Consider the following 25,341-nt stretch of genomic DNA (forward strand, 5'->3'; position numbering starts at 1 on the left):
TCTAATCCGCCTTTTTCCTGTGGAACCAACGCCTATTCCATCCGCCCAGGGCATGCACCTGCGCCGCCTCCGCGACCTGACCGAGTACGAAGTAGCCGACGGCAACCCCGACGTGCGCGGCTGGGCAGTGCGCGGCGGCGACGGCCGGCAGTTCGGCACCGTTGCCGAGTTGATTGTGGAAGAACAAACCCTGAAAGTGCGCTACCTCGATGTAGAACTGGACGCTGCCCTGCGCATAAACGAGCAGGAGCGGCACATTCTGGTGCCCATTGGGGTGGCGGCGCTTGACGAGGACGGCGACAACCTCTTCGTGCCTTCCCTCACCCTGGACTCGGTGCTGGACTACCCGCCCTACCAGGAGTTCCAGATCAGCCGCGAATACGAGCAGGCCATGCTGCGCGCCCTGCGTCTGCAGCTCCCCGAAAACACCACCGATACCTTCTACGAGCAGCCCTCCTTCGACGAGCAAAGCTTCTACGGAGCCCGCCGCCCCACCGACACGCCGACCACCTTCCGGCGCAGGTTGGAGTAGAAACAATACAGCCCGTCATGCAGAGCGGAGCGAAGCATCTCGTCAGTGTAGTAATTCACCACCCTAGCGAAATGCTTCGCTCCGCTCTGCATGACGGGCTATTTAGTCTGTTCTGCGCTTTAGTTGCGCTGAATCATGCCGGCCACGGCGTCCACCCACTGCGGGTGGGTGTTCAGGCTGGGTACCAGCTGCCAGTGCTTTCCACCGGCTTCCTCAAACATCTCCTTGAATTCCTCGCCCACTTCAATCGTGGTTTCCAGGCAGTCGGCCACGAAGGCGGGGGAGAAGGCCAGCACGCTGTTGATGCCTTTGGCTGGATATTCCTTGATAACCTCGTCGGTGTAAGGCTGCAGCCACGGGTCGCGGAGGCGGCTTTGCAGGCGGCTCTGGAAGGTGGTGGTGTACTGCTCCGGCGTCAGGCCCAGGGCCTTGCCCAGCTGCCGTGAGGTTTCAAAGCACTGCGCACGGTAGCAGTAGCGGTTGTTTTTGTTGTAGCTGGCGCAGCAGCTACCCAGCTTGCAGTGGCCATTGAGGCTGCCCTTGAGCACGTGCCGCTCCGGAATGCCGTGGTAGCTGAATACCACGTGGTCGTAGTCGTGCTTTTCCATCTCGGCTTTGCCCAGGGTGGCAAACGTCTCAATAAAGCCCGGCTCGTCCACAAAGTTGCTGATGAAGCTGATGCTGGGCACCACCCACCACTTGCTCACAATCTCCATCACCTTTTCCTGCACCGAGCCCGTGCTGGCCGAGGCATACTGCGGAAACAGCGGCAGCACAATAATGCGCTCCACGGCCGCGTCGCGCAGTTCTTCCAGCGCCTTCTCAATGCTGGGGTTCTGGTAGCGCATCCCGAAGGCCACGAGGTAGTCTTTGCCCAGCTTCTCCTGCACCAGCTTCTGCAGATCGAGGCCGTGGAAGAGCAGCGGCGAGCCCCGGTCGGTCCAGAGCTGCTGGTAGATTTTGGCCGACTTGGGCGCCCGCAGCGGCACCACCAGCCCCCGGAACAGCGGGTAGCGGATGGCGGCCGGCATGTCTACCACGCGGCCATCTGTCAGAAACTCATTGAGGTAGCGGCGCACGTCGCCGGTCTGGGGCGAGTCGGGCGTGCCGAGGTTGACGAGCAGGACGCCGATGCGGCCTTTGTTAGGGGAGGAGGGCATATAGAGAGCGTGTAACGCGAAGCGGCGCTCCGCGGCTGGCCGGGGCTGGGCGGCCGGTTTGTAGGCTTGACGTAGGAGTGCGCCTTCTGCAAAGGTCGCACAACCAGACGCGAAGTAAAACTTCGCGTTACAAGCAATGTTTCGGCAGGCAGGGGCCGGGCCGCCGAAAACCCGTACCTTTGCAGGCCAAATTTCAGACCCTGAAGTGAATACCGACCCCAAACCGCACCGCGCTGGCTTCGTGAGCATCATCGGCAAGCCCAACGTGGGCAAGTCCACGCTCATGAACGCCCTGATGGGCGAACGGCTCAGCATCGTAACTAGCAAAGCCCAGACCACGCGCCACCGTATTCTGGGCATCCTCAACGGCGAGGATTTCCAGCTGGTGTACTCCGATACGCCCGGCATCATCCAGCCCAAATACGAACTGCACAACGCCATGATGTCGTTTGTGTACTCGTCCCTGGAAGATGCCGACGTGATTCTGTTCGTGACGGATATCTACGAAAAGCACGACGAAGAGCCCGTAGTAGAGCGCCTGCGCAAGATGGTGGACACGCCCATTCTGCTGCTCGTCAACAAAATCGACCAGGCCGACCAGGCCGAGGTGGAAGCCAAGGTGGAGTACTGGCGCGAGCACCTGCCCAATGCGGCCCGCGTGCTGCCCATTTCGGCGCTGGAGAAGTTCGGGACCGGCGAGCTGCTGGATCTAGTGCTCGGCTACCTGCCCGTGCACCCGCCCTACTACCCCAAAGACGAGCTGACCGACAAGCCCGAGCGGTTTTTTGCGGCCGAGATGATCCGCGAGAAAATCTTCAAACTCTACAAGAAAGAGGTTCCGTACAGCTGCGAGGTGGAAATTGAGGAGTTCAAGGAAGACGAAGACATCATCCGGATGCGCTCCGTGATTTACGTGGAGCGTGCCAGCCAGAAAGGCATCATCATTGGTCAGCAGGGCACGGCCCTCAAGAAAGTAGGCACTTGGGCCCGAGAGGAAATGGAGAAGTTCTTCCAGAAAAAAGTGTTCCTCGAAATTTACGTCAAGGTGAACGAGAACTGGCGCACCGACCCGAAGGCCCTGAGCCGTTTCGGCTACCAATAACGACAATAGAACGTCATGCAGAGCCGCAGGCGAAGCATCTCGCTAGTGTGGAAATCTCTCCTAGTTAGCACACTAGCGAGATTCCTCGCTCCGCTCGGAATGACGTTCTTCTACCCAACGTCAGTATGCGAGATTCACCGCTCGGAATGACGTTCTAATACTTCCGACCTCACATTCACTTAACTACTCCGGGCACTGCCGAACTTGGTCGGGCCGGCGGCTGGAGTCAGACAATATGAAAAACACCATTGCCATTGTGGGCCGCCCGAACGTGGGCAAATCCACCCTGTTCAATCGCCTCGTGGGCCAGCGCAAGGCCATCATGGACGACGAAAGCGGCGTTACGCGTGACCGGCACTACGGCTACGGCGACTGGACCGGCAAGTATTACACCGTGATTGACACGGGTGGCTACGTGCACAACTCCGACGATATCTTCGAAGGCGAAATCAACAAGCAGGTGAAGCTGGCCATCGACGAGGCCGACGTGGTGCTGTTCATGGTAGACGCCATGGCCGGCGTGCATAGCCTCGACGAGGAGTTTGCCAACGTGCTGCGCCGCTACCAGGGCAAAAAGCCCATCTATATCGTCGCCAACAAGGCCGATACCAACTCCCGCATCCACTCCTCCGGCGAGTTCTACGCTCTGGGCGTGGGCGACGGCGAAATCTTCCCGATTTCCTCGGCCAGCGGCTCCGGCACCGGCGATTTGCTGGATGCCGTCATCAGCCACTTCGAGGAAGAGGGCGTGGAAGAGCCCGATCTGGGCATTCCAAAAATTGCTGTGGTGGGCCGCCCCAACGTGGGCAAGTCCAGCTTCGTGAACCTGCTGCTGGGCACCGAGCGCAGCATCGTGACGGACATTGCCGGTACCACCCGCGACTCCATCCAGGCGCGCTACAACGCCTTCGGCCACGAGTTCATGCTGGTGGATACCGCCGGCCTGCGCCGCAAAACCAAGGTGCACGAAGACGTGGAGTTTTACTCCGTGCTGCGCTCCATCCGGGCGCTGGAAGAAGCCGACGTGTGTGTGGTGATGCTGGACGCCACCCGCGGCATTGAGGCCCAGGACGTGAACATCATCGGCTTGGCCGACAAGAACCGCAAGGGCATCGTGATTCTGGTGAACAAGTGGGACCTGATCGAGAACAAGGAAACCAACACGGCCAAGGAGTTCGAGCAAAAGATCTACGAGAAGATTGCCCCAATTTCCTACCCGCCCATCATCTTCACGTCGGTGCTCACCAAGCAGCGCGTGCACAAGGCCATCGAAACGGCCATTGATGTGTATGGCAACAAGCGCCGCAAGATCCCGACTTCGGAGCTGAACGAAACCATGCTCAAAGAAATCGAGAAGTACCCGCCGCCCATCCAGAAGGGCAAAACGGTGCGCATCAAATACGCCACGCAGCTCCCCACGCACAACCCGGTATTCGCGTTCTTCTGCAACCTGCCGCAGTACGTGAAAGAGAGCTACACCCGCTACCTCGAAAACCGCATGCGCGAGCATTTCGATTTCACGGGTGTGCCAATCGGCATCGTGTTCCGCAAAAAGTAGCCGGTAGCCGGGGGCTGGAAAAAATATTTTTCAGGCCCCGGGTTACCTTCTGCCAGACCGGGTATAAAGCCCCGAAACCAGCCGGTAGCCTTCGGGTGCCGGCGGATTTCAACCCAAAAAGACTTTCCAAATTTCCTCAACAACCCCCATCATGAAAAAAGTACTGTTCCTCGCCCTGGCCGCTGCTTCGTTCACCTTCGCTTCGTGCGACAGCCAGAAAGAAAACAACATGGAGCAAGCTGCTGACAACGTAGAAGCTGCTGGCGAAGAGAAAGCCGACGCTATGGAAGCTGCTGGCAACGAAGCTGGTGCTGACTCGGTAGAAAACGCTACCGAAGCTAAAGCTGATGCTATGGAAGATGCTGCTGACGCTCTGCCAAGCCAGGCTACCCCAGCTCCTGCTACGACTCCTGCCCAGTAATTACGGCAGCGTCTAGGACGCAAAAAAAAGAGGCTCTCCGCACGCGGAGAGCCTCTTTTTTTATGCTCAATGTTGAAGAGAAGAAAACGAGCTTACGGTATTAGCCCAGCCGGCGCTGCAGCATGCTGTCGACTACCTCAAACAGCCGCCGGGGCTCGTAGGTGCGCCAGGGCAGCTCGTCGAGCTGGCCGCCGAAGTTTACGTAGTTGTCGATGTTGTACTGGCGCATTTCGCGCACCACGTGCTCCTGGAAGTTTACGGCCGCAATCCAGCCGTCTTCCACGTCTTCAAACCACTCTTCGTAGTAATCGTCTTCGGAGCCGTGAAAGTTGAAGACGTTTTCGCCGATGAGGATGAATTTGCGGATGCCCTCGTGCGTCATCAGGTCGATGATGTTGCGCTTGAGGTGCATGATGTCGTTTTCGATGGCGTCGTTCCACTCGCCGATCAGCTCGATGATGCCGATGCCCTCGTCGTAATCCACGAACAGGATTTTCAGAAACAGCGTCTCCGAATCCAGGCTGTCCCACTGCGGATGAATGTAGTAACCGTAGATGGTATTGACGTAGCTGTCGAGGCTGTTTTCGGCTTCGTAAAGCGGGGAGCGGGGGTCTTCGGAGGCGGTATACTGGTCTAGCCAGGCGTAGTGTGGCTCAAGGGTGTGCATAGAAAGGGAAGTGTAGCATAGGCTTCAGCCTGTGCCGGGCCTGGTGAATCCCCGCAGGGTGTCTGCTGTACTAACTGTGCCCAAACGCGCAGGGTTTCCTGCACCGTCACAAAATCCCCCAGCCGACGGCCGACACCTGTGCCGTCGCCAGTTAAGCCCGCGCCGCCAGCGCCGCCCGCACGGAGCCGTGCCGCTGGAGCAGCTCCGCCGCTTCCGGCTGCCCGATCTGCAGCTCGTCCATCAGCATCTTTTCGCCCCGGTCTACCAGCTTGGCGTTGCTGAGCTGCATGTCCACCATCTTATTGCCTTTCACCCGGCCCAGCCGGATGAATGTGGCCGTGGTGAGCATGTTGAGGGCCAGTTTCTGGCCGGTACCGGCCTTCAGGCGCGTGCTGCCCGTCACGAACTCCGGGCCCGTCACCACTTCCACCGGAAACTCGGCTACAGCCGCTACCTGGGAACCGGCATTGCACACGATGCAGCCCGTGGCCAGTCCGTGCTTTCGGGCTTGCTCCAAGCCGCCAATTACGTAGGGCGTGCGGCCGGAAGCGGCAATACCCACCACAATGTCCTTGTCGTTGATGTCGTGGGCCTGCAGATCCAGCCAGGCCTGCTGCGCGTCATCCTCGGCGTTTTCCACGGCCTTGCGGATGGCTTTGTCGCCGCCCGCAATCAGGCCCACCACCAGCCCGTGCGGCACGCCAAACGTGGGCGGGCACTCCGAGGCATCCAGCACGCCCAGCCGCCCACTAGTGCCCGCCCCAATGTAGAACAGCCGCCCGCCCGCGCCCAGCCGGGCCACGGTAGCCTCCACCAGCGCCTCCAGTTGCGGCAGCGCCTTCGCCACCGCCTGCGGCACCGTCTGATCGACGCTGTTCATGCCCGCCAGCAGCTCCTGCGTGGAAAGGGTTTCCAGATGGTTGAAGAGCGAAGGGCTTTCGGTGGTGCTCATAAATTAGGTGATGGGGTAATGGGGTGATGAAGGGATGAGGTAATGAGGTGATGAAGTGATGGGGTGATGAAGTGATGGGGTGATGAAGCAATGGGGGATTAGGTGGTGGGGGGACGAAGCTGCTATAATGGCTCAACTACCTCTTCACTCCATCACCTCATTACTTCATCACCTCTTTCACACCAACTGCCCGATAACGGAGAATTTATCGAATACGTTGGGCGTGTGGGGCGCGTCTTGGTCTAGTTCCTTTGTTAGGTCCTGGCCGGCCCAGTGTTCGTAGTGGTTGCCGCGCTTCCAGAGGCGCGAGCGGGTCACGTCGTAGATCAGGCCGCGGTAGGCCACCCAGATTTCGTCCCGGTCCTGGCCGTTGCGGAGGGCCAGCTGGCCTTTGGTGTACGTGGGCAGGGGTTCGTTTTCCGGTTCCCGTTTTTCGTTGTTCGGATTACTAGCAAATGTGGGGTTATCCATGACGCGAACAACAAAAAACGAAGTGCGAAAAACGAATCAGCCCAGCAGCGCCTGCGTCAGAATCCAGCGGTTGGGCAGGTCACCCTGGGCGGCGCGGAAGTAGTCTTCGTAGCTGCAGGGCACAATGCGCTTGATGTCGCTGTCGGCCATGCTTTCCACCTCCAACCACCACTTCTCGGTGTGGCGGCTTTTGTAGAAAACCAGCTTGCCTGGGGTGCCGGGCAGGCCCACGGCGTAGCGCAGGAAGCGGCGGCTCTGGAAGTCGGTTTCGCGGCGGCGGTGGTAGTATCCTTCCACAAAGTACCACAGCATAGTGGCCAGCGTGGAAGCAGCCAGGCCGTGCAGGTCGTAGTCGGGGCGGTAGCCGTAGAGGCCGAAGGAGCTGAGCTGGTCGTTGTGGCCGGCGTACCAGGCCAGCTTGGCGGCTTCCTCGTTGGTGAGGCCGAAGGGGTTGGCCGGGTAGTAACCGGGTGCATCGTTCCAGCGCAGCGCGGCAATGTCGAAGCTCACGAAGTCGGCTTGGCGCAGCAGCGGCTCGGCCTGCCGGATATCGTCGCGCACCTGGCCGACGCGCAGGGTTTCGAAGTGCAGCTTTTCCAAGGCTGCCAGCACGTCGGGCGCCACCAGATACTGCTGGTGGGCCAACTGCGCGAAGTTGAACAAGAAGCTGGGCTCGTGCAGCAGCATGCGGCGCAGGTGGCTTTCTTCGGGCACCGCGCAGTCCTGCTCGGCCATGTCCACGCGTGCGTCCACCGTGGCAAAGCTTACGGGGCGGTCCAGGGTTTCGTAGGCCAGAAACTGCCCGTAGTCGAGGTCGTGGGAGCCGCCCAGCAGAATCGGGACGGTGCCGTGCTCGAGCAGCGCCGCGATGATTTCGCGCAGGCGCTGGTAGGTGTCTTCCAGCGTGAGGCCAGGCCGCAGGTTGCCCAAATCGACGATGCGAGCCGGGCCGGTGCCTTTCTGCAGCTGATAGAAGCGCCGCCGCACTTCGTCGGCGCCCTGGGTAGCGGGGGCGCCGGCAGCACTGCCGCGCCACTCGTCCAGGCCAATCAGCGCAAGGTCGGCGGCCCGCCAGTCCGGGAAAGTATCCAGGAAAGGCGTGGCATACGCGGCCAGAATAGTAGCGCTGACCGAAGAGGGAACAAGCTCTTCGCGGAGCGGATCAAAAAAGATGGCCAGATTCATCGGGCGCGGGAGGGTGCAGACTCGTACAAAGCTACAGAAATAGCCGCCAAGGGCCTATCATTGGAGGCATAAGGGCATACCGGAGTTAGGCAATAACCGGAAAAAAGTGCTTATTTAAGCAGCATTTTCGGTATTCCCTGCCTAGCAAGGCAGTATCCGATGCATTGTTGCCTCTTTCTCTATTCGACCAACCCCACCAGTGTCCGCTCCCCGCATGGATATCCGCCGTACGTTCGATTTGCTGCCCCAGCTGCAGCAGAAGTATAACAAGCCCGACTGCTTCGCCCACAAGCTAAACGGCCAGTACACCCCCATCAGCACCGATACCGTCATCGAGAAAGTCAACCAGGTGAGCCTGGGTCTGCGCAGCCTCGGCATCGGCAAAGACGATAAAGTGGCCATCATTTCGATGAACCGGCCGGAGTGGATGTTTGCCGATTTCGGCATTGCCCAGCTGGGTGCCACCAGCGTGCCCATGTACCCCAGCATCACGGTGGAAGACTACAAGTATATCTTCACCGATGCCGGCGTAAAGGCCGTTTTCGTGTCGGATAAGAAGCTGTACGACAAGGTGAAGGAAGCCACCGAGGGCCTGGATATTCCGGCCCAAAACGTCTTTACCTTCGATGAGGTAGCCGGTGCCCGCCACTTCAACGAGCTACTGGAACTGGGCAAAAAGGGCAACCCCGCCGACCTGGAGCCCCTCAAAGCCGCCGTAGAGCCCCACGACCTGCTCACGCTGATTTACACCTCGGGCACCACCGGCCAGCCCAAAGGTGTAATGCTGAGCCACAACAACATTCTCAGCAACTGTCGCAACGCTCAGCCCTTCGTGCCCGTCACGGAAAACGACAAGGCCCTGAGCTTCTTGCCGCTCTGCCATATCTTCGAGCGGATGGTGACGCACATCTACCTGCTCAACGGCGTGAGCATCTACTACGCCGAGAGCATGGAAAGCATTGCCGAAAACCTGCGCGAAGTGAAGCCCGAAATCTTCACCACGGTGCCGCGCCTGCTGGAAAAAGTCTACGACAAGATTGTGGCCAAAGGCCATGAGCAGACCGGCGTCAAGAAAAGCCTGTTCTTCTGGGCCCTCAACTTGGGCCTGAAGTACGACAACCAGAAGGACGGCGGCTTCCTGTACAACACGCAGCTGGCCCTGGCCAACAAGCTCATCTTCAGCAAGTGGCGCGAGGCGCTGGGCGGCAACTTGCGCTGCATCGTGAGTGGCGGCGGGGCTTTGCAGCCGCGTTTGGCCCGTGTGTTCTGGGCTGGTGGCATCCGGGTGATGGAAGGCTACGGCCTCACGGAAACCTCCCCGGTAATTGCCGTGGGCGGCTACGAGCCCGAAAACAACATGATTGGCACCGTGGGTCCCATCATCGACAACACCCAGGTGAAATTCGCCCCCGACGGCGAAATCCTCACCAAATCGGAGTCGGTGATGCTGGGCTATTATAACAAGCCCGAGCTGACGGCCAAGGAGTTCGACGCCGACGGCTGGTTCCACACCGGCGACATCGGCGAGCTGGTGGATGGCAAGTTCCTGAAAATTACGGACCGCAAAAAGGAGATGTTCAAGACCTCGGGCGGCAAGTACATTGCCCCGCAGGTGATTGAAGGCAAGCTCAAGGAGTCGCCGTTGGTGGAGCAGTGCATGGTGGTCGGCGACGGCCAGAAGTTCGCCTCCGCCCTCGTCATTCCCGCCTTCGACGACCTGAAGGGCTGGTGCAAGCGCAACGGCGTGGACTGCAACTGCTCCAACGAGGAGCTGGTGAAGAACGAGAAGGTGGTGAAGATGTACAACGAGCTGGTAAACAAGTACAACACCGGCTTCGCGCAGTGGGAGCAAGTGAAGCGCATTGCGCTGCTGCCCCAGCTCTGGACCGTGGAAACCGGCGAGATGACGCCCACCATGAAGGTGAAGCGCAAAATCATCACCCAGAACAACCAGGAGCTCATCGAGAGCCTGTACCAGAACGCAGAGAAGCCGGCCGATGCCGGCAGCCACTAAGTCCGGCGGCCGCAACTGCCTGGCCCCGAACGGCCCGCCTACCGCGTTGCGGTGGGCGGGCCGTTTGCTTTGGCGGCAATTGGCATGGTGTTAGATAAGCGAAAAATAGTTCCTTAACCTCTCACTTTATTTTTTATGTCGCCCATGTTTCGCCCCCTCGTTACTCTGTCAGTGCTAGTTATCGGTGGTCTGCTGACTGCCTGCAACAATGAAAAAGAAGTGCCCGCGCCCACCCTCGCGACGCTGACGGGCCAAGTGAGCGTAGTTGATGAGCTTGCCCAGCCCACGACGGCCGCGGGCGTCATCGTCACCGTCGGGAGCGGCGCGCAGCAGCGCACGACCACCACGGACGCCACCGGCGCCTACAGGCTGGCCGATCTGCCCGCGGCCAAGTACACGCTGGTCTTCACCCGCCCCGACGTCGGGACTCTCTATGCGCCGGTAGAGCTAAGCGAGAGGCAGCTCAGCGCAACGCGCAATGTGGAACTGGGGCAAACGTCCAGCACCCGGGTCAACTCCCTGACGTTTCAGGGCATGAGCACCATCGGCGCATCGCAGGCAGTGGAGCTGGAAAATAGTGTGACGTATGACGCCCGCCTGTACCCAGACGGCTATTTCGCAAATATGTATTTCGGGGATTCCCCCACCGTTAGCTCTTCCAACTATAAAATCAAATTCGGGAGCGGGGCCAACGTCAACCCGGCGCGTTCCGCCTTCTCCGTCAGCTCGCTGCGCGCGGCCGGCTTTGCCAGCGGCACTACCGTATACGCCATATCCTACGGCGCTGCTAAACGCGACATCCGCTATGAGGCTACAGTGCCAGCCAACGCTCCGAATGGTGTTACGTCCAACCTCAACGTCACGCCTTCCAACGTCGTGAGCTTCACGATGCCGTAAGCCCGGCTGCCGCCGCCCGATCCGGCCCGCCTACCGCCCTGCGGTGGGCGGGCCGCTTGCTGGATAGGGGAGTGCCAAATTTTTTTGGGTAACTTAGTATGCAAGCATAACAGTTTTCTGTATGTTTACCGGACTTGCAGTACCCTCCCATGACTCCCGAAGAAACCGTCGATTATAACATCAAGGTTGCTTGGCACGCCATTTCGCGTATGTACAATACGCAGGCCGCCAAGCACGACATCACCACGAGCATTGGCTTCGTGCTGCTGAATATCGACCAGGAAAACGGCACGCCCGCTACCAAAATTGCGCCGCTGCTGGGCCTCGAAACCCGCTCCCTGACGCGCATTCTGCGCTCGATGGAGGAGAAAGGCCTAATATACAAACAGGCCGACACCCAGGACAAACGCTCGGTGCGCATCTTCCTGACCGAGGAAGGCCTGCGCGGCAAGGAAATTTCCCGCCAGACGGTGCGCCACTTCAACCTGAAGGTACGCGAGAAAATCCCGCAGAGCGAACTGAACGTGTTCTTTAAGGTAGTAGCCCAGATTACGGGCATGATTGAGGGCAAAACGCTCTACGACGACTTCAAACTAAAACCCCTGCGTTCCGAGTCGCCGGCCTAGCCGGGCGGTTAGCTATTGGCCCTTGGCTGATAGCTTTCTTGTTTTCCACCGGTACTGCCCGTGGAAACGTAGAACCAACAACTCGGCATGACGAGTACTTTCAACCAGATGCTGGCGGCTTGTAGCTGACAGCCTAGAGCTTACATACAACTTATTTCTTCCCACCTCATTCCCCTCCACGAATGAACCGTACCATCAAAAAAGTAGCCGTATTGGGCTCCGGGGTGATGGGCTCGCGCATTGCGTGCCACTTCGCCAACATCGGTGTGCAGGTACTGCTGCTCGACATTGCGCCCAAGGAGCTGCTGCCCGCCGAGGAGGCCAAAGGCCTGAAGCTGGACAACCCGGCTGTGAAGAACCGCATCGTGAATGCCTCGCTGCAGGCAGCCGTGGCGGCCAATCCGTCGCCGCTGTACCGCAAGGCCGATGCCGCGCGCATCAAGACCGGCAACTTCGACGATAACCTCAAGGACATTGCCGGCTGCGACTGGACGATTGAGGTGGTAGTGGAACGTCTCGACATCAAAAAGAGCCTGTTTGAGCGCGTAGAGCAGTATCGCAAGCCCGGTACGCTCATCACCTCGAACACCTCGGGCATTCCAATTCACATGATGACGGAAGGTCGTTCCGACGACTTCCGCAAGCACTTCTGCGGCACGCACTTCTTCAACCCGCCGCGCTACCTGAAGCTGCTCGAAATCATCCCGACGCCGGAAACCGACAAGTCGGTGGTGGACTTCCTGATGCACTACGGCGACCTGTACCTGGGCAAAACCACGGTACTGGCCAAGGATACCCCGGCCTTCATTGCCAACCGCGTGGGCGTTTTCGCCATCATGGACGTGGTGCAGGTGATGAGCGAGCTGGGCCTGACGGTGGAGGAAGTGGACAAGCTGACCGGCCCGGTTATCGGCCACGCCAAGTCGGCCACGTTCCGCACCTCCGACGTAGTAGGTCTGGATACGATGATCAACGTGGCCAACGGCCTCGCCCAGAATCTGCCCAACGACGAAGCCAAGCACGTGTTCCAGCTGCCCGACTTCATCAAGAAGATGGCCGAGAACAAGTGGCTGGGCGACAAAACCGCCCAGGGCTTCTACAAGAAAGTGAAGGGCGCCGGCGGTAAGTCGGAAATTCAGGCCCTCGACCTGAACACGCTGGAGTACAAGCCCAGCCAGAAGGTGAAGTTTGCCACTCTGGAAGCCACCAAGCCGATTGAGAAGCTGGCGGACCGCTTCAAGGTGCTGGCCGCCGGCAAAGACAAGGCCGGGGACTTCTACCGCAAGACGTTTGCAGGCCTGTTTGCCTACGTGAGCAACCGGATTCCGGAAATCACCGACTCGCTCTACAAGATTGACGACGCCCTGCGCGCCGGCTTCGGCTGGGACCTGGGCCCCTTCGAAACCTGGGATGCCCTGGGCGTGCAGAAGGGCCTGGAGCTGGCCAAGGCCGAAGGTAAAACCGTAGCGCCGTGGGTAGAGGAGATGGTAGCCGCCGGCCACACCGCCTTCTACAAAGTGAGCGAAGCGGGCGTGAAGCAGTTCTACGACATCGAGTCGAAGAGCTACCAGGCCATTCCGGGCATGGAGAACTTCATCATTCTGGATAACCTGCGCGCCACGGGCAAAGTGCTGTGGAAAAACGCCGGGGCCTCGGTGCTCGACATGGGCGACGGTATCCTGAACGTGGAGTTCCACTCGAAGATGAACGCGCTGGGTTCCGACGTCATCCAGGGCCTGCTGAAAGGTGTGGAGCTGGCTGAAAAGGACTTCCGCGGCCTCGTGGTGGGCAACGACGCGCCGAACTTCTCGGCCGGGGCCAACCTGGGCCTCGTGTACATGTTCGCGCTGGACCAGGAGTACGACGAACTGAACCTGATGATTGCCCAGTTCCAGCAGGCCATGATGCGGATGCGCTACAGCAGCATTCCGGTGGTGGGCGCGCCCCACGGCCTGGCCCTGGGCGGCGGCTGCGAGCTGAACCTGCACTGCGACCGGGTGGTGGCAGCGGCCGAAACCTACATGGGCCTCGTGGAATTCGGCGTGGGCCTGATTCCGGGCGGCGGCGGCACCAAGGAAATGACGTTGCGCACCGCCCTCAAGTACGAGGAAGGCGAGCCGGAGTACAACCTGCTGCGCAATGCCTTCATGACGGTGAGCACCGCCAAGGTATCCACCTCGGCCCACGAAGCCTTCGACCTGGGCTTCCTGCGCCGCGGCGACGAAGTGGTGGTGAACTCCAACCGCGTACTGGCCCAGGCCAAAGCCGCCGCCATTGAGCTGGCTGAGGATGGCTACACCCAGCCGCTGCAGAAAACCAATATCAAGGTGCAGGGCAAAGGCGCTCTGGGCATGTTCCTGACCGGCGTGCACGCCATGAAGGAAGGCCGCTACATCTCCGACCACGACGTGAAAATTGCCAACAAGCTGGCCTACATCATGTGCGGCGGCGACCTGAGCAGCCCCACCGAGGTATCGGAGCAGTACCTGCTGGACCTGGAGCGCGAAGCCTTCCTCAGCCTCACCGGCGAACGGAAAACGCTGGAGCGGATTCAGTCGATTCTGACGACCGGCAAACCCTTGAGAAACTAGAGCTAGAAGTTAGTTCCCCTCCTTGGAAAGGAGGGGCTAGGGGTGGTTGAATGACGCCAGAACAATGCTAGAGCTAACTCTAACTATCGTTCAACCAATCAACCACCCCCAACCCCTCCTTTCCAAGGAGGGGAGCTAGCCAACCTCTACTTCCCCACCTTCTCTTAGACTTGAAACCATGAACGCATATATCGTAGCCGGTTACCGTACGGCCGTTGGCAAAGCCAACCGTGGCGGTTTCCGCTTCACCCGCCCCGATGACCTCGCCGCCGATGTCATCAAGCACCTGGTGGCCTCGGTGCCCCAGCTGGACCCTACCCGCATCGACGACGTGATTGTGGGCAACGCCGTACCGGAGGCCGAGCAGGGCCTGCAGATGGGCCGCCTGATTTCGTTGCTGGCGCTGCCGATGAACGTGTCGGGCCTCATCGTGAACCGCTACTGCGGTTCTGGTGTGGAAACCATTGCCATGGCCGCCGGTAAAATTGCGGCCGGCATGGCCGACTGCATCGTGGCCGGTGGTACCGAGAGCATGAGCCTGGTGCCCACCGTGGGCTGGAAAACCGTGCCCAACTACAACCTGGCCCAGAAGCACCCCGACTACTACCTCGGCATGGGCCTCACCGCCGAAGCCGTGGCCCAGGATTACGGCATCACCCGCGAAGACCAGGACCAATTTGCCTACAACTCGCACCAGAAGGCCATCAAAGCCATTCAGGAAGGCAAGTTCAAAGACCAGATTGTGCCCGTGACCGTGGAGGAAACCTACCTCGACCAGGCCACCGGCAAGAAGAAAAACCGCTCGTTCGTAGTCGATACCGACGAAGGCCCCCGCGCTGATACGTCGATGGAGGCGCTGGGCAAGCTGCGCCCTGTGTTTGCTGCCAACGGCTCGGTAACGGCCGGTAACTCCTCGCAGACTTCCGACGGTGCTGCTTTCGTCATTGTGATGTCGGAGCGCATGGTGAAGGAGCTGAACCTGGAGCCGATTGCCCGCATGGTGACCTACGCCACCGAAGGCATCGACCCACGCATCATGGGCATGGGACCCATCAAGGCCGTGCCGAAGGCGCTGCGCCAGGCCGGCATGAAGCTCCAGGATATCGACCTGTTCGAGCTGAACGAGGCCTTCGCCTCCCAGAGCCTGGCCGTAATGCGCGAGCTGGACATGGACCAGAGCAAAGTGAACGTGAATGGCGGTGCCATTGCCCTCGGCCACCCGCTGGGCTGCTCCGGCGCCAAGCTCAGCATCCAGCTGTTCCACGAGCTGCGCGCCCGGGGCCAGAAGTACGGCATGGTAACCGCCTGCGTAGGCGGCGGCCAGGGCGTAGCCGGCATCTACGAGCTACTGAAGTAGCAGTGTAGCATACGCTTTAGCTTGTGCCGTGGGCGGCCCGGAGCCAAGCTTCGGACGGAAAACTCAGCCGCTCACGGCACAAGCCAAAGTTCCGGTAACTGGTTTGTCATCCTGAGCGGAGCGAAGGACCTTATCACGCCAGCGCGAATCGTTACAACGCGATAAGGTCCTTCGCTCCGCTCAGGATGACGGACGGTTGACGAAGATTTCCCCGCTGATCCGGGGTTTTCTTTTCGTGAACTAGTCGGCAAGCATAACAAATTTTTGTATCTTTCGGTACGACAAAACAACGGGGCTTACTTGCCGGTAAATAGTAGGTAAGCCGAGTAGTTTCTCTTCTTTTTGACTTCGAATTTTCCCACATCAACCCTCACCCGGTCATGGAAGTAACCAACCAACTTGTGAAAGGCGGCGAGTTTATCATCAAGGAAACCGACGCCCAGGACGTATTCACGCCCGCCGATTTTTCGGAGGAGCAGAACATGATGCACCAGACCGCTCTCGACTTCGTGGAGAAGGAGGTGACGCCGCTGCTGGACCGCCTCGATAACCACGAGGAAGGCCTCATGCGCGGCCTGATGGAAAAGGCCGGCGAGCTGGGCCTGTTCGGCGTGAGCGTACCCGAGCAATATGGCGGACTGGACATGGACTTCCCCACGTCGCTGCGCGTGACGGAGGGTGTGGGTGGTGGCCACTCGTTCCCGGTGGCCTTCGCGGCCCACACCGGCATTGCCATGCTGCCCATTCTGTACTTCGGCAACGAGGAGCAGAAAGCCAAGTACCTGCCCGGCCTCACCAACGGCGAGCTGATGGGTGCCTACTGCCTCACCGAGCCCGGCTCCGGTTCCGACGCTCTGGGCGCAAAAACCAAAGCCATGCCCACCGAGGACGGCGAGCATTACGTGCTCAACGGCCAGAAGATGTGGATTACGAACGGTGGTTTCGCCGACGTATTCATCGTGTTTGCTCAGGTGGACGGTGACAAGTTCACCGGCTTCATCATCGAGAAAGAAACGCCCGGTCTGAGCCTCGGCAACGAGGAGCACAAAATGGGCATCAAGGGTTCTTCGACCCGCCAGGTGTTCCTGTCCGACGTGAAAGTGCCGAAATCGGCGGTGCTGGGCGAGATTGGCAAAGGCCACCTCATTGCCTTCAACATCCTGAACATCGGCCGCATCAAGCTGGCCGCGGCTTGCCTGGGTGCTACCAAAATGGCTTCCACGCTGAGCGTGAAGTACGCCAACGAGCGGGTGCAGTTCAAGCTGCCCATCAGCAAGTTCGGCGCTATCAAGTACAAGCTGGCCCAGCAGGCCGTGCGTATCTACGCCGTAGAATCGGCTATTTACCGCGCCGGCATGGACATCTACCGCATGGAGCAGGAGCTGCTCGGCAAAGGCCAGAGCCACAACGAGGCCCTGCTGGGTGCCGCCCGCGAGTTTGCCGTGGAGTGCGCCCTGCTGAAAGTGGAAGGCTCGGAAGTGCTCGACTACGTGGTGGACGAAGGTGTGCAGATCTACGGTGGCTACGGCTTCTCGGCCGACTACCCGATGGACCGCGCTTACCGGGATTCGCGCATCAACCGCATCTTCGAGGGCACCAACGAAATCAACCGCATGCTGCTCGTGGACATGATCCTGAAGAAGGGTCTGAAAGGCGAGCTGGACCTGATGGGCCCGGCCCAGGCCGTGCAGCAGGAGCTGATGGCTATTCCGGACTTCAACCTGGAAGAAGAAACCGGCCTGTTCGCCGCCGAGAAAAAGACTATTGCCAAGCTGAAGAAGGCCATTCTGATGGTAGCCGGTACGGCCGTGCAGAAGTACATGAACTCGCTCGCCAAAGAGCAGGAAGTACTGATGAACATTGCCGACATGGCCATCAAGGTGTACACCGCCGAAAGCACCCTGCTGCGCGTGGAGAAAGAAGCCGCCGCCAAAGGCGAAGAGGCCGTTTCGACGCAGATCGACATTGCCCGCGTGTACCTCTACGACACCGTGGATCAGGTAAACAAGTTCGGCAAAGACGCCATCGGCACCATGACCGAGGGCGACGAGCAGCGCCTGCTGGCCATGGGCCTGAAGCGCTTTACCAAAGCCGACCTCTACAACGCCAAGGAAGCCCGTCGTCGCATCGCCGACAAGCTGATTGCCGCCAACGAGTACGCCTACTAAATCACGGATTTAGCCGGATTCATCGGATTTCACGGATTTTGTAGACGGTGCTGGCAGGCGCTTTCTGCGGGTCGTGAAGCCGATGAGAATCTGAGAAACCGCAAGCCGCTCCCGTTTCGGGGGCGGCTTGCTGCGTTTTAGTCCGGTTGTCATTCCAACCGAAGGGAGGAATCTGGGTGAAGCTACCCGAACGGTGTATAGACGCAATATTTTGCGTCTCATCGTTGAACGGTACCGTCAAACGATTGACATAGCAACATCAGCAACGACGAGACGCAAAATGTCGCGTCTCTACCTCGTTCTGGCGGCCTGAAAAACACGACTCAGCACAACGCCGACGGCCGGGCTGCCGTTTGCTGATACATCTCCCACCTTCAACTCCCTCCAGCTATGGCTAACGAACAGGTACAGGGTAAAGACTTTTACGAGAGCGTGCTGCGGTTTTACGACCACGCGGCCAGCTTCTCCAAGCTCGACCCCGGCATCATCGCCCAGATCCGGGCCTGCAACAGCATTTACAAGGTCAACTTCCCGGTGGAAGTGGATGGCCACGTGCAGGTGTTCGAGGGCATCCGGGTGCAGCACAGCCACCACAAGCTGCCCAGCAAGGGCGGCATCCGCTACAGCGTGTACGTGGATGAGGAGGAAGTAATGGCCCTGGCAACCCTGATGACCTTCAAGTGTGCCCTGGTGGACGTGCCCTTTGGCGGCGCGAAAGGCGGCGTGAAAATCAACCCGCGTACTACGCCCGTCAACATCCTGGAGCGCGTGACGCGGCGCTACGCCACGGAGCTGATCAAAAAGAACCTCATCGGCCCCGGCATGGACGTGCCGGCCCCCGACTACGGCACCGGCAGCCGCGAAATGGCCTGGATTGCCGATACCTACCAGACCTTCAAATACGGCGACACCAATGCCCTGGGCTGCGTAACCGGCAAGCCGGTAGGGCAGGGAGGCATCCGGGGGCGGACCGAGGCCACGGGCCTGGGCGTGTTCTACGGCCTGCGCGAGCTGCTGCTGGATGAGCCGATGTTGGCCAAAGTGGGCCTGAGCAGCGGCGTGGCCGGCAAGCGTATCATCGTGCAGGGGCTGGGCAACGTGGGCTACTATGCGGCCAAGTTCTGCCAGGAAGCCGGCGCCCTTATCATCGGCATTGCCGAGCGGGAAGGCGGCGTATTCAGCGAAGCCGGCCTCGACGTGGAAGCCCTGTTTCAGCACCGTCAACAAACGGGCTCGGTGCTGGGCTTCGCCGGGGCCGAGGACGTGGCCGAGTCGCTGGATTTGCTGGAGCGGGAATGCGACGTGCTGATTCCGGCCGCCCTGGAAAACCAGATCCACGAAGGCAATGCCGACCGGATTAAGGCCAAAATCATTGCCGAAGGTGCCAATGGCCCCACCACCCAGGCCGCCGAGAAAATCCTGCTGGCCAAAGGCGTCATCATCCTGCCCGACCTTTACCTCAACGCCGGCGGCGTAACGGTGTCGTACTTCGAGTGGCTGAAAAACCTATCGAACGTGCGCTTCGGGCGCATGGGCAAGCGGGCCGAAGAAGGTGCCATGCGCCGGCTGGTGGAAACCATTGAGCGCACCACCGGTAAAACCATAAGCCCCCAAGAACGCCAGCTCATCGTGCACGGTGCCGACGAAATCGACCTGGTGCATTCCGGCCTCGAGGACACCATGATTACCGCCTACCAATCCATCCGCAAGGTGATGGACGACGTGCAAGGCATCACCGACCTGCGCACCGCCGCCTTTTACAGCGCCATCGAGAAAATCGGCGTCAGCTACCAGTCCCTCGGCATCTTCCCGTAAGCCAACTGGAATATTCGCCCACAAAAAAGCCGCTTCTGAGCAATCAGAAGCGGCTTTTTTGTGCAATAACCTTGTCATCCTGAGCGGAGCGAAGGACCTTATCACTACCGCACGAACCGTTGCAACGTGATGAGGTCTTTCGCTCCGCTCAGGATGACAGAGGAGAGAGGTTACTTCACCACAATCTTATTCAGCATGAGGGCTGCTGATTTTTTGCTGGGGCGGCTTACGCCGATGAGGGTCTTGGCATCCAGCCAGGCCGTGAAATCTTTCACGTAGGACGGGTTCTGGTCTGAGGCCACGTTCAGACCCAGGCCTTTCGGCTCCGATACCACGCCCGTCTGCACGTTCACGCGGCGCAGGTACAGGTCCGACTTGCTCTTGAGCTTCTCCCAGGTTACCACCTGCACCTCGGGCCCAAACACGGCCGCCCGGTAGCCAATGCTGCTGTAGCCTTCGGTGGCGGGGGCCACCTGGTCCTTGCCGATGATGCTGTGCCAGGTGGGCGACTGAAACTCGTTGTAGCCGAACAGGTGCAGCTCGCGGGTGTGGCCGGGCGAGTCGTCGCCGCCCTCCTCGTACTTCTTCTCGGCCGCCACCACCAGCTGCTTGTCGTCGGTGAGGAGCAGGTCGGTGAGATACACGTCTTCCAGACGCTTGGCCGCGCTGCCGTTGGCCTTGTTGACTTCGGCCAGGTACTCGGGCGTGAACTTGAACTCGGGCGCGAACTTCATGTCGCCCTCAGCCGAAAAGTCGAACTTCACCACCTTCAGGCTGTGGTACACGCCCGTTTCCCGCTCATTGCAGATGGCGGCGGCGTACAGCGTGTTATCGGGCAGCAGGCGGAAGCGGGCATCAAACACGTTCACCACCTTGCCCCCAAACACCCCGCCCACGGCCACCGACATCACCTTGATGTCCTTGGTATCGTTGCGGTAGCGGCGGACAGCCAGCTTCTTCATCTCGTCGCTCACCAGCATCACGTACTGCGTACCGTCGTTGCCGACGCGCACCGTGGTGGAAAACAACGCGCCCTGGTCGCTGAAATCGTAGAGGCGGTCTTTAAGCTTGGTGAGCTTTTCGTCGTAGATGCTGGCGTTGATGCTCTTGATCTGGGTTTCGCGGGTGAGGTAGCGCCACGCCACCAGCTTGGTGCCATCCGGGGAGAAGGCCAGACCGGGGCGCCGGTCGCGGGCGCCGGTTTCGGTGAGCTTCTTCAGCGGGGCTTTCTGGCCATTACTCAACTCTATAGTCTGGGCCGACAGCGACTGTGCCGCTGCGGTCTTCTGGTAGATAACCACCGTCGCCTGCGAAGCGCCGCTGGTAAAGCCGTCGACGGCCTGGTCGGCAGTGAGGGGTAGCGAGGTGCTCCAGAGGCGCTTGAGGTCAGCATCGTAGCGCTCCACGGCGTACTCCGTAGCCGATTTGTGCGCCAGAATCAGGAAGCCCCCAGTGGCAAGGGCCAGGGTTTTTTGCGGGATCCGCTGGGTGTAACGGTCTTCGCTCTGCTCGGGTAAGTAGCTGAACGCCGCCGACTTTACCTTCTGCGCGTACCCTGTTTCCGGGCGTAGCAGGCTGCTGGCAGCAAGCAGGCTGGTTATCAGCGCGTATTTCAAATCCACGGAAAAGTTGGGTTAAATGAAGAAATGAATGAAAGCCTGAAATATGTACTCTCCAAAGGTATCCAACTCCAGGCGCATGCCGTACACGCCCCACAATCAGAAAAGCAGCCGGCTACCTGATAACGATTTGGTCATGCATCCATAACGCTGAGGTGGTCATTTACCGCACGTTTGTTTGTTTCCTTTGCGGAGTCGTCGGCCGGATCTTACGGTCGCCGGAAAAAAATAACCAGGTAGCAGAAACAAAAAAATGTGTTACCAGTCATTCACTCAACGGCTTTTAGAAATAACAGGCTAATTGAATTCTTTGAATATGTGGCAGATACGCGCTGCTGCTTAGCCTAATCGAGAATTTGGCCCTAACTTTGTCACGCCGCGCTCTTACCAGCCGGAAAGCTACCCGTCAATATGAAATCTTTACTCCGTTTCTTTCTTCTCTTTGCACTCATCATCATTGGGAAATTTGCCAAAGAGCCCGCCGGCTTCTCTGACCTGACCAAAGCCATGCAGGCAATGGAAGGGGCTCCTATCAGCCCGGTATTGCTGCTGCAGAAGCCCAATGTCCAGACCGGTTCCCCGGCGGGGGAATTTGAGCTGTGGCAACCCACTTCCTCGACTGCTAATGCAGCAACCAGCTTTCAATAGAATTCGGTAAGCGACTTCAACAGTCGCTTTTTTTATGCCCGTGCTGTTGGTTGTGGCTGCCAGCTAGCTGATTCGGCTCCAGTTCACGGCCGTAGCCGGCAGGCTCTCAATGTGGCGGCGGATGGCCTGGTTTTCGGGCTTCACCAAGTCGGGGTCTTCGGCCAGGATGGCCTGGGCGGCGGCGCGGCTTTCGCTCAGGATGCGGCCGTCTTTGGCCAGATCGGCAATCAGCAGGTCCAGCACACCGCTCTGCTGGGTGCCCATCAGGTCGCCGGGGCCGCGCAGTTTGAGGTCGATGTCGGCAATTTCGAAGCCGTTGTTGGTGCGCACCATTGTTTCGATGCGGGTGCGTGAATCCTTGCTGAGCTTGTAGCCACTCATCAGGATGCAGTAGCTCTGGTCGGCACCCCGGCCCACGCGGCCGCGCAGCTGGTGCAGCTGCGAGAGGCCGAACCGCTCGGTGCTTTCAATCACCATCACGGAGGCGTTGGGCACGTTCACGCCCACCTCAATTACGGTGGTGGCCACCATAATCTGGGTTTCGTTTTTTACGAACCGCTGCATCTCGGCATCCTTCTCGGCCGCGCTCATGCGGCCGTGCACGATGCTGATCTGGAACTCGGGGAAGGCGCGGGCCACGCTTTCGTAGCCGTCCATGAGGTCTTTGTAGTCGGCCATGGTTTCGCTTTCCTCGATGAGCGGGTACACGATGTACACCTGCCGGCCCAGCTTGATCTGGTCGCGCAGAAAACCGAATACCTTGAGGCGGTTGCTGTCGAAGCGGTGCACCGTCACGATGGGCTTGCGGCCGGCTGGCAGCTCATCAATCACCGACACGTCCAGGTCGCCGTAGAGCGTCATGGCCAGGGTGCGCGGGATGGGCGTGGCCGTCATTACCAGCACGTGCGGAATCACGTGGGGGTTTTTCTGCCAGAGCTTGGAGCGCTGCGCCACCCCGAAACGGTGCTGCTCATCCATGATGGTGAGGCCCAGGTTCTTGAACTGCACCACGTCTTCGAGCAACGCGTGGGTGCCCACCAGCATGTGCATCTCGCCGGAGCGCAGCTGCTCGTGCAGCACGCGCCGCTCGGCGGTGCGGCTGCTGCCCGTGAGCTTCCCGATTTTCAGCCCCAGCAAATCAGCAAAGCCCTTCAGCCCCACGTAGTGCTGGTCGGCCAGGATTTCGGTGGGCGCCATCAGGCAGCTTTGCGCGCCGTTGTCGGCGGCCATGAGCATGCTGATGAAGGCCACGATGGTTTTGCCCGAGCCCACGTCGCCCTGCAGTAGCCGGTTCATCTGCTGGCCTGCGCAGAAGTCCTTGTAGATGTCATGGATGACGCGCTTCTGGGCCCCGGTGAGGTCGAAGGGCATCACGTTCTTGTAGAAATGCACCAGCGTGGGCACCTCTTTGAAGATCTGGCCGGCCAGCGTGACTTTGCGCTGGTCGCGCTGGCGCAGCAGCTTGAGCTGCACATAAAACAGCTCCTCGAACTTGAGGCGGAAGCGGGCTGTTTGCAACAGCTCGGTGCTCTGCGGAAAGTGAATCTGCTGGATGGCCGTGGCCTTGTCCATCAGCCCGAACTGCTGAATCAGGGCCGGCGACAGGGTTTCCTGCACGTGGGGCAGGGCAATCTTCAGCAAGTCGGCCACCATGCGCATGATGGCCTTGCTATCGACGCGGTGGTAATTCTTGAGCTTCTCGGAGGTGTTGTATACTGGCTGCAGGTAGCTCTGGCCGGCTTTCTGCTCGGTTATTTCCTCCATCTCCGGGTGCGCCATCTGGGGGCGACCGTTGAACATGGTGGGCTTGCCGAATACGATGTACTCCTGGTGGTTTTTAATCACCTTTTCCAGGTAGTTCACGCCTTTAAACCACACGAGCTCCAGCTCGCCACTGGCGTCGGCTACTTTGGCTACCATGCGCTTCTTGGGGCCTTCGCCCACCACCTCGCGGTTGCGCAGAATGCCTTTCACCTGCACAAACGGCAGGTCATCGTGCAGGTCGCAGATGTTATAGAACTGGGTACGGTCGAGGTAGCGGAACGGGTAGCGCTGGATCAGGTCGCCGTACGTGAACAGGTTCAGTTCCTTTTGCAGCAGCTGGGCCCGTTGCAGGCCCACGCCCCGCAGGTACTCTAGTTTGGTCTGAAAGAAGTTGGTCATAAAAGAGCTGCAAGCCACAAGCTGCAAGTCGTAAGCTGCAGGCCACAAGCTTTCAAGATGGGTGCTTGTAGCTTGCCGCTTACGGTTTGCTGCTAATCAACTCATCGATATTTCAGGGTGTTCAGCAGCTGCACAATGTCTTTCTTCACGTAGTCGATGACGGGGGCCAGTGAGTCGTTGGCGGTGGCGGTGCGGAAATAGAGCGCGCCCCGGAAGAAGTGGCGGGTGCTGTCGGTGGTGTAGAACTGAAACTGGCTGGGCACCTCGCCCTGCAGCTCGAACACGGCTACGCGCTGGCCACTCGGCGTTTTGATGATTCTTTCATCAATGGCCGTAGCCTTGATTTCGTGCTTGCTGGTGAGCTTGCGGGCATCCTCCAGTAGCCGGTTGGTGAGCTGGCGGTTGCCTTTCATGTCGGCGTACGTGATTTGCACGTTGGCCTTTAGCTGCGGGTAGTACACGTTGATCCAGTGCGGCTGCGCCAGATACGAGGAGTCGCGCAGCACCTTGGCGTAGCGCGAGTACTGGAACGTGTAGGGGTGGCCCGGCGCCAGCTGCTGGTAGGCGTGCGGCGGCAGGTCGATGCGGTTGTAGCCTTTGGGCTTGGGCGTGTAGTCGCCGTCGGAGCCGGCGGAGGTGCAGGCCGTGGCCAGCAGACCAAAGGCGCAGGCAGCAAACAGATATCGTAGGGCAGGCATTGGCAGCAATGCAGAGGTATAATTTCAAAGGTAACGCGGAAGCAGCGTTTCCCGGCAGCAACGCCTGCTTTAGTCAGCAGTACCCGCCGCCAGCGGCGCCCTGGGAGTTGGACGCAGCAACATCGGTAACGCAAAAAGCCCCGGCAATGTGCCAGGGCTTTGCAGGAAGTCAGTGCCAGCTTCGTTAGAACGGCAGCTGGTCGAGCTCCGGCTCCTGCCGGAACGTCTGAGGGGCTTCGGCAGCCGCTGGGGCGCCGGCGGCAGCCTCCTGGCCATGGGGGCGGCTGCCGAGCATCGTTATTTCGTCGGCAATGATTTCCGTGATGTACCGGGTCTGGTTGTCCTTGTCCTGGTACTGGCGGGTGCGGATTTTGCCTTCCACGTACACCTGCTGGCCTTTCTTGAGGAATTTCTCGGCCATTTCCGCCAGGCCGCGCCAGGCTGCAATGTTGTGCCATTCGGTGCGCTCGATGCGGGTGCCCTGCTTGTCGCGGTAGTATTCGTTGGTCGCCAGCGTGAAGTTGGCCACGGTGCTGCCGCCTTCTAGGTGCCGCACCTCCGGGTCTTTGCCCAAGTTTCCGATCAGAATTACTTTGTTTACTCCAGCCATCTTATGGGTAGTTTGAGAGACGTAATAAACTGCTGTATGCAGAGTTAAAGATATAAAATCAGAACGCAAAAACCTAATAAAATTAGC

General features: G+C 59.6%; 21 protein-coding genes. 12 read left to right on the plus strand and 9 right to left on the minus strand.

Features of this window, described 5'->3' with window-relative positions; all coding sequences use genetic code 11:
* The first annotated feature begins 19 nt into the window (after positions 1-19).
* Positions 20-532 (plus strand): PRC-barrel domain-containing protein, encoded by a 513-nt coding sequence (locus O9Z63_RS19580; protein WP_270127102.1) that lies wholly within the window; start codon positions 20-22, stop codon positions 530-532.
* A gap of 119 nt (positions 533-651) precedes the next feature.
* Here O9Z63_RS19580 and hemH read toward each other — a convergent pair whose 3' ends face one another.
* Positions 652-1,692, minus strand: coding sequence for a ferrochelatase (gene hemH / locus O9Z63_RS19585; RefSeq protein WP_270127103.1), 1,041 nt, complete (start codon positions 1,690-1,692; stop codon positions 652-654).
* A 205-nt stretch (positions 1,693-1,897) separates the two neighbouring features.
* On the opposite strand from hemH, the gene era reads away from it, so the two are divergent.
* The 3 genes from era to O9Z63_RS19600 all read left to right on the plus strand — a co-directional run bounded on the left by era (position 1,898) and on the right by O9Z63_RS19600 (position 4,773).
* Positions 1,898-2,794, plus strand: a complete 897-nt coding sequence (era, locus tag O9Z63_RS19590) for a GTPase Era (protein ID WP_044018375.1) — start codon at positions 1,898-1,900, stop codon at positions 2,792-2,794.
* 235 nt (positions 2,795-3,029) lie between these two features.
* Complete coding sequence (gene der, locus O9Z63_RS19595; RefSeq protein WP_270127104.1) at positions 3,030-4,352, plus strand: ribosome biogenesis GTPase Der; 1,323 nt, start codon at positions 3,030-3,032, stop codon at positions 4,350-4,352.
* Positions 4,353-4,503: 151 nt separating this feature from the next.
* The gene (locus tag O9Z63_RS19600; RefSeq protein ID WP_270127106.1) at positions 4,504-4,773 is read left to right on the plus strand and encodes a hypothetical protein; all 270 of its coding nucleotides are present in this window, start codon (positions 4,504-4,506) and stop codon (positions 4,771-4,773) included.
* A 100-nt stretch (positions 4,774-4,873) separates the two neighbouring features.
* Here O9Z63_RS19600 and O9Z63_RS19605 read toward each other — a convergent pair whose 3' ends face one another.
* From O9Z63_RS19605 to O9Z63_RS19620, 4 genes are all read right to left on the minus strand, one after another.
* On the minus strand, positions 4,874-5,440 hold the full coding sequence (locus tag O9Z63_RS19605) for a hypothetical protein (RefSeq protein ID WP_270127107.1): 567 nt from the start codon (positions 5,438-5,440) through the stop codon (positions 4,874-4,876).
* A gap of 151 nt (positions 5,441-5,591) precedes the next feature.
* The gene (gene murQ, locus O9Z63_RS19610; RefSeq protein ID WP_270127109.1) at positions 5,592-6,392 is read right to left on the minus strand and encodes an N-acetylmuramic acid 6-phosphate etherase; all 801 of its coding nucleotides are present in this window, start codon (positions 6,390-6,392) and stop codon (positions 5,592-5,594) included.
* A 177-nt stretch (positions 6,393-6,569) separates the two neighbouring features.
* Entirely contained in the window at positions 6,570-6,863 is a 294-nt protein-coding gene (locus O9Z63_RS19615) for a cytochrome b5 domain-containing protein (protein ID WP_408613554.1), read from the minus strand.
* A 36-nt stretch (positions 6,864-6,899) separates the two neighbouring features.
* The gene (locus tag O9Z63_RS19620) at positions 6,900-8,048 is read right to left on the minus strand and encodes a formimidoylglutamase (protein ID WP_270127111.1); all 1,149 of its coding nucleotides are present in this window, start codon (positions 8,046-8,048) and stop codon (positions 6,900-6,902) included.
* A 214-nt stretch (positions 8,049-8,262) separates the two neighbouring features.
* Here O9Z63_RS19620 and O9Z63_RS19625 point away from each other — a divergent pair, with 214 nt between their 5' ends.
* From O9Z63_RS19625 to O9Z63_RS19655, 7 genes are all read left to right on the plus strand, one after another.
* Positions 8,263-10,062, plus strand: coding sequence for an AMP-dependent synthetase/ligase (locus O9Z63_RS19625; RefSeq protein WP_270127113.1), 1,800 nt, complete (start codon positions 8,263-8,265; stop codon positions 10,060-10,062).
* A 144-nt stretch (positions 10,063-10,206) separates the two neighbouring features.
* Complete coding sequence (locus tag O9Z63_RS19630) at positions 10,207-10,959, plus strand: carboxypeptidase-like regulatory domain-containing protein (RefSeq protein WP_270127114.1); 753 nt, start codon at positions 10,207-10,209, stop codon at positions 10,957-10,959.
* Between the two features lie 149 nt (positions 10,960-11,108).
* Positions 11,109-11,585, plus strand: coding sequence for a MarR family winged helix-turn-helix transcriptional regulator (locus tag O9Z63_RS19635; RefSeq protein WP_044014483.1), 477 nt, complete (start codon positions 11,109-11,111; stop codon positions 11,583-11,585).
* 182 nt (positions 11,586-11,767) lie between these two features.
* On the plus strand, positions 11,768-14,176 hold the full coding sequence (locus tag O9Z63_RS19640; RefSeq protein WP_270127116.1) for a 3-hydroxyacyl-CoA dehydrogenase/enoyl-CoA hydratase family protein: 2,409 nt from the start codon (positions 11,768-11,770) through the stop codon (positions 14,174-14,176).
* 178 nt (positions 14,177-14,354) lie between these two features.
* A complete protein-coding gene (locus O9Z63_RS19645) occupies positions 14,355-15,533 on the plus strand; it encodes an acetyl-CoA C-acyltransferase (RefSeq protein WP_187316699.1) in 1,179 nt (392 codons plus the stop codon).
* Positions 15,534-15,913: 380 nt separating this feature from the next.
* Positions 15,914-17,701, plus strand: a complete 1,788-nt coding sequence (locus tag O9Z63_RS19650) for an acyl-CoA dehydrogenase family protein (protein WP_270127117.1) — start codon at positions 15,914-15,916, stop codon at positions 17,699-17,701.
* A 390-nt stretch (positions 17,702-18,091) separates the two neighbouring features.
* Positions 18,092-19,516 (plus strand): Glu/Leu/Phe/Val family dehydrogenase, encoded by a 1,425-nt coding sequence (locus O9Z63_RS19655; RefSeq protein ID WP_270127118.1) that lies wholly within the window; start codon positions 18,092-18,094, stop codon positions 19,514-19,516.
* A 170-nt stretch (positions 19,517-19,686) separates the two neighbouring features.
* Here the strand turns inward: O9Z63_RS19655 and O9Z63_RS19660 are convergent, their stop codons facing one another.
* Complete coding sequence (locus tag O9Z63_RS19660; protein ID WP_270127119.1) at positions 19,687-21,132, minus strand: hypothetical protein; 1,446 nt, start codon at positions 21,130-21,132, stop codon at positions 19,687-19,689.
* 414 nt (positions 21,133-21,546) lie between these two features.
* On the opposite strand from O9Z63_RS19660, the gene O9Z63_RS19665 reads away from it, so the two are divergent.
* Positions 21,547-21,783, plus strand: coding sequence for a hypothetical protein (locus tag O9Z63_RS19665; RefSeq protein WP_044014470.1), 237 nt, complete (start codon positions 21,547-21,549; stop codon positions 21,781-21,783).
* Positions 21,784-21,846: 63 nt separating this feature from the next.
* Here O9Z63_RS19665 and recG read toward each other — a convergent pair whose 3' ends face one another.
* The 3 genes from recG to O9Z63_RS19680 all read right to left on the minus strand — a co-directional run bounded on the left by recG (position 21,847) and on the right by O9Z63_RS19680 (position 25,254).
* Complete coding sequence (recG, locus tag O9Z63_RS19670; RefSeq protein ID WP_270127120.1) at positions 21,847-23,946, minus strand: ATP-dependent DNA helicase RecG; 2,100 nt, start codon at positions 23,944-23,946, stop codon at positions 21,847-21,849.
* A 101-nt stretch (positions 23,947-24,047) separates the two neighbouring features.
* On the minus strand, positions 24,048-24,644 hold the full coding sequence (gldD, locus tag O9Z63_RS19675) for a gliding motility lipoprotein GldD (RefSeq protein WP_270127122.1): 597 nt from the start codon (positions 24,642-24,644) through the stop codon (positions 24,048-24,050).
* A 184-nt stretch (positions 24,645-24,828) separates the two neighbouring features.
* On the minus strand, positions 24,829-25,254 hold the full coding sequence (locus O9Z63_RS19680) for a single-stranded DNA-binding protein (protein ID WP_044014463.1): 426 nt from the start codon (positions 25,252-25,254) through the stop codon (positions 24,829-24,831).
* Positions 25,255-25,341: the final 87 nt, after the last annotated feature.

It is taken from the genome of Hymenobacter yonginensis (assembly GCF_027625995.1).
Taxonomy (GTDB): Bacteria; Bacteroidota; Bacteroidia; order Cytophagales; family Hymenobacteraceae; genus Hymenobacter; species Hymenobacter yonginensis.